This window comes from Hyphomonas sp., assembly GCF_040882205.1.
In the GTDB taxonomy this organism is placed as follows: domain Bacteria; phylum Pseudomonadota; class Alphaproteobacteria; order Caulobacterales; family Hyphomonadaceae; genus Hyphomonas.
This window is the reverse complement of record NZ_JBBEBT010000158.1, coordinates 1-4386: the sequence shown is the minus strand read 5'-3', so window position 1 is coordinate 4386 and position 4386 is coordinate 1. Positions and strand designations below refer to the sequence as shown.

Genomic DNA, 4386 nt, shown 5'->3' with positions numbered 1-4386 from the left:
GCTTCATCGGCGGCTTCATCGGCGGCTTCATCGGCGGCTTCATCGGCGCTCAACGTGGTGTTGCGGTCTGCGTCGGCGGAACCGAAATGCGAGGTCAGCGCAGCGGTGAGGTCAGCGGCGGAAATCTGGCCATCGGCGCCTGCGGTTTCAGCTTAGAATTAATCGGCGCGGATTGGTGTCGCGGTAGACGACGACGTCACATCGCCGGCGCCGGGCTCGGCGACCGGGCCGCCCTCGCCGCTCGGGGTGATGCTATTTTCAGCGTGGCCAGGCGCCGGCGCAAGGACGTTGTACTCTTCCATCGAGAGCTGACCGTTATTGTCCTTGTCGGCCAGGGTCATCCTTGCGGTAACGCTATCGGCAATTTCGGCTTTTGCCTGGATCTTGTAGGGGCTGGCAACGGCGCCGTCGATTTGGCCCGCGCTGCCAGACGCTGCGCCGTCCTGCACCCCGGGGGTGGTTTCCGGTGCGCCGGGATCAGTCATGGCGGGCGCGGAGACGTCACCTGGCCTCTCGCCGCGGTCGATTTCCTAATAGGGGGTAGAGTTCGTCATCCGGCAGACAGATGCGATGGACACGGGCAGGGTACGGGTAGGGCTTGGGCGCGCATGGGAAGGTTTCCTTTACGGGAGTGTTGACCTGCAAACGCATTAACCGGGCAACGGGCCCCGGCTTCGCGCAACCCTTGGTCGGGCGTCGCCGCACCGCCGCGCTGGCAAGACCGGGCAGGGCACCCGCGAAGCGCCGAACTTGCCAGCACGCGAACTTGAGGCGGGTAACGCGTCCTGCGGGCCTTCCCCCGGCGCCCCAAAACCGCTAGGCACCCGCCGGAGCGTTGAAATAGCAAGTGAGGCACCCCGTGGGGCCGTTGAGAATTGGAATTGCAGGGCTTGGCCATGTCGGCGCCGGTTTGATCGAACTGGTGCAGCGCCAGGACCGCCTGCGCATGCCTGGACGTGTCGAGATTGCCGGCGTCAGCGCCCGGTCGCAGAGCCGGAACCGGCCCGTGAATACCGAAACCTATGCCTGGTTCGATGACGCCGCGACGCTGGCCGAAGACCCCAATGTCGATGTTTTCGTGGAACTGATCGGCGGATCCGATGGCCCGGCGAAGTTCGCGGTGGAATCCGCCCTGAAGGCCGGCAAGCATGTGGTGACGGCCAACAAGGCGCTGATCGCCAAGCATGGCACGGCGCTCGCCGCGCTGGCAGCCGAAAAGAATGTGGACCTGCTGTTCGAAGCCGCTGTCGCCGGGGGCATTCCGGTCGTCCGTGTGCTGCGCGACAGCCTCGCGGGTACAGAAGTGAAACGCGTCTCGGGGATCCTCAACGGCACCTGCAATTTCATCACGAGCACGATGCTGGAAACTGGCCGCGCCTATGAGGAAGTCCTCGCCGAAGCGCAGAAGCGCGGCTATGCTGAGGCTGATCCGACGCTGGACGTCTCCGGCATGGACGCGGCGCACAAAGCGGCAATCCTTTCGGCTATCGCGTTCTCCGCAGACCTCGATTTTTCCAAGGTAGACGTGCGCGGCATAGAGGAAATCGGCCTTCTGGACCTGCGCCTCGCGGACCGTCTCGGCTTCCGTATCAAGCTGATCGCCGAAGGCGTACTGACCAAGTCCGGGGTCGTCTGCCGCGTCGAGCCGATGGCCCTGCCGCATGAGCATGCGCTGGCCCGCGTTGATGGCTCCCTGAACTCCGTCCGCGTCGAGGCCGACCCGCTGGGTGCGGTTGTGCTCACCGGGCCCGGCGCAGGCTCCGGCCCAACGGCGAGCGCCGTGATGGGCGATGTCGCGAAGCTCTTCCGCCCCGCCATCCGCAACGCCTTCGGCCGCGCCGAGCACCATGTGGCACAGCCTTTCGTGAAAGGCGACGCGTCCGAGATCGCGCCGTTTTTCCTCCGTGTACGGCTGGCTGACAAGCCGGGTACACTCGCCGCCCTCACCGAAGCGTTGGCGGAAGAGGGCGTCTCGGTCGACAAGCTCCTGCAGGACTCCGCCGACGAGAGCGGCGCGAGCCCCGTGGCCGTAATCACCCACCGCTGCCCGCGCGCGCAGATGCAGGCAGCGGTTAACCGTATCGCAAAACTCTCTGTCTCAGTCGAAGATCCGCGCCTCATCCGGATCGAAGCGGCAAGCTAATTGCGTCGCGCACACGTTAACTGTCCCGAATTCCCGACCGTGGAGAAAAACATATGAAAAACAACGTTCTTACGCCGAGCTTGGCAGATGCCATGGTGCGCGTATCTGAACTCGCCGCCATTGCTGCCTCCGGTCATGTGGGCCGGGGCGACGAGAAGAAGGCCGACGCGGCAGCCGTGGACGCGATGCGCTCGGCGTTCAACGCGGTGGATTTCAAGGGCCGCGTCGTGATCGGCGAAGGCGAGCGCGACGAAGCGCCGATGCTCTACATCGGCGAGGAAGTCGGCACCGGTAAAGGCCCGGAAATCGACATCGCGCTGGATCCCCTGGAAGGCACGACGCTGACCGCGAAAGCGATGCCAGACGCCTGCGCCGTGCTTGCTATCGCGCCGCGCGGCGGGCTGCTCTATGCGCCCGACACCTACATGGATAAGATCGCCATCGGCCCGGGCTATGGCGAAGGACTGATCAGCCTCGACGCAACGCCGGCGGAAAATATCAAGGCACTCGCCAAGGCCGCGAAACGCAAGGTGGAGGAGATGACCGTCTGCGTGCTGGACCGCCCGCGCCACCAGGACATCATCGACTCGCTGCGTTCTGCCGGCGCCCGGATCTCGCTGATCACCGACGGCGATGTGGCCGGCGTGATCGCCACCACAGACCCAGCGACCGGCATAGACATGTATGTCGGCCAGGGCGGCGCGCCGGAAGGCGTGCTGGCAGCAGCGGCACTTAAGTGCGTCGGCGGACAGATGTTTGGCCGGCTCGTGTTCCGAAACGATGACGAAAAGAAGCGCGCCGCCAAGACCGGCATAACCGATTTTGGCAAGACCTATTCGCTGAACGAACTCGCCTCCGGCGACACGGTATTCTGCGCCACCGGGGTTACCAATGGCACCATGCTGAACGGCGTCCTCCACAAAGACGGCCGCGTGCACACGCATACGCTGGTGATGACATCCACGGACGGCATGGTTCGCTACGTGCGCAGCTCACGAAAGGTTTAGCCCGCCGAGCCCTTTTCCGACAGGGGAGGGGCTATCGGGCCGGAATTCCCCGATACCCGAACATCGCCGGCTGCAGGCGCTATGCAATGCGGTTTGCGCGGTCCATGAAATAGTCGGTGGCGCCCGGTATAGGCGCGGTGTCGCGCAGGGTCTGCTCGAAAAACCGCGGGCCGAAGCGTGAAGTACCGCCGCTGGATCTGCTGGTGCCTGGCGTCGGCGGGTACCGGCTTGCCGCAATAGCGCCCGGTATTCAGGGCTGGCGAGGCCCGGAAATCCTTAATTGCCGCGAGGTGGGGCGCCCCGTCGGTGATTGGGTTGCTGAAGACCTGGCCGATCAACGGATGCGCGCACGCGCGTACAGAAGGTGTCGACAAGAACCGAGATATCCGCCTCGTCGATGCCCAGCGCAGCGGCCCGGGCGCGGATCCTTTCGCGCCGCTCATCGGCGCTCCGTATGCGGAAATCACACATCTGGATGAATTTGGCGCGGCACGCGGGCAACGCCATACGTAGATTTCAAAAGCACGGATTAAAGCGCCTTCGCCAGCACGATATCGTCGAACAGCCTGTTGCCGACCTGGAACTGGCGCGTACCGATCTGGACGAAGCCGTGGCGATTGTAGAACGCGACTGCGCGGTGATTATCCTGATAGGTGCCAAGCAGCAGGCGCGGGGCGCGGCGTGCGCGGGCATCGTCTATCGCGGCAAGCATCAGGCCCTGGCCGATGCCAGCGCCGTGGAAGCGGGAAAAGGCATAGATGCGCTTGAGCTCTACATCTCCGGGCTGCGGCGCTACCGGCAGATCCGGCGGGCAATTGACGGCGTAGCCTACGGGCGCGCCGGTGGCGCCGTATTCTGCGAGCCAGACGGAACAGGCCGGGTCAGCAAGATATTTTCCGTACACGGCGCTGGAATGCTGGCGCGTGCAGTGAGCAACCATATCCGGGCCGTCGATGATCTCGGTATAGGATTCCAGGAATGTGGCCGCGCCGATATGGCTCAGCGCTTCGGCGTCCTGCGGTTTGGCGCAGCGGATGCGAAATTCAGTCATGGCAGGCGGCGGCTGTGTCTGCGAGCAGGGCGTCGATGGCGGCAATCGCCTGCGGCAGGCGGGCGTCCCATGGGCCGGTGATCAGGACGTAAGGCACAGTCCCGGCGCGGATCAGCTCGAGGAAGCGGACGTGCATCCAGTCACGGATCTTTTCTCCGTCGCGCACGCTGTCCTGCACGAAGGGA

5 protein-coding genes and 1 pseudogene are annotated in these 4386 nt (G+C 64.6%); 3 read left to right on the top strand and 3 right to left on the bottom strand.

Annotation, left to right across the window (positions count from 1 at the left end; genetic code table 11):
* Window positions 1-158 precede the first annotated feature (158 nt).
* Complete coding sequence (locus tag WEA77_RS06445; RefSeq protein ID WP_368067048.1) at window positions 159-485, bottom strand: hypothetical protein; 327 nt, start codon at window positions 483-485, stop codon at window positions 159-161.
* 374 nt (window positions 486-859) lie between these two features.
* Here WEA77_RS06445 and WEA77_RS06440 point away from each other — a divergent pair, with 374 nt between their 5' ends.
* The 3 genes from WEA77_RS06440 to WEA77_RS06430 all read left to right on the top strand — a co-directional run bounded on the left by WEA77_RS06440 (window position 860) and on the right by WEA77_RS06430 (window position 3663).
* On the top strand, window positions 860-2143 hold the full coding sequence (locus WEA77_RS06440) for a homoserine dehydrogenase (protein ID WP_368067047.1): 1284 nt from the start codon (window positions 860-862) through the stop codon (window positions 2141-2143).
* A gap of 53 nt (window positions 2144-2196) precedes the next feature.
* On the top strand, window positions 2197-3150 hold the full coding sequence (gene glpX / locus WEA77_RS06435) for a class II fructose-bisphosphatase (protein ID WP_368067046.1): 954 nt from the start codon (window positions 2197-2199) through the stop codon (window positions 3148-3150).
* 306 nt (window positions 3151-3456) lie between these two features.
* Entirely contained in the window at window positions 3457-3663 is a 207-nt protein-coding gene (locus tag WEA77_RS06430) for a hypothetical protein (protein ID WP_368067045.1), read from the top strand.
* Between the two features lie 16 nt (window positions 3664-3679).
* On the opposite strand, the gene WEA77_RS06425 is transcribed toward WEA77_RS06430, so the two are convergent.
* Entirely contained in the window at window positions 3680-4201 is a 522-nt protein-coding gene (locus WEA77_RS06425; RefSeq protein ID WP_368067044.1) for an N-acetyltransferase family protein, read from the bottom strand.
* A pseudogene (locus WEA77_RS06420) lies at window positions 4194-4386 on the bottom strand (hypothetical protein); the annotation flags it as partial. The gene WEA77_RS06425 and the pseudogene WEA77_RS06420, both read right to left, overlap by 8 nt.

What these genes read in the sequence shown, in the direction of transcription:
- glpX (WP_368067046.1), top strand. Translation starts at nt 2,197, where the DNA reads ATGAAAAACAACGTTCTTACGCCGAGCTTGGCAGATGCCATGGTGCGC.
- WEA77_RS06425 (WP_368067044.1), bottom strand. Translation starts at nt 4,201, where the DNA reads ATGACTGAATTTCGCATCCGCTGCGCCAAACCGCAGGACGCCGAAGCG.
- WEA77_RS06445 (WP_368067048.1), bottom strand. Translation starts at nt 485, where the DNA reads ATGACTGATCCCGGCGCACCGGAAACCACCCCCGGGGTGCAGGACGGC.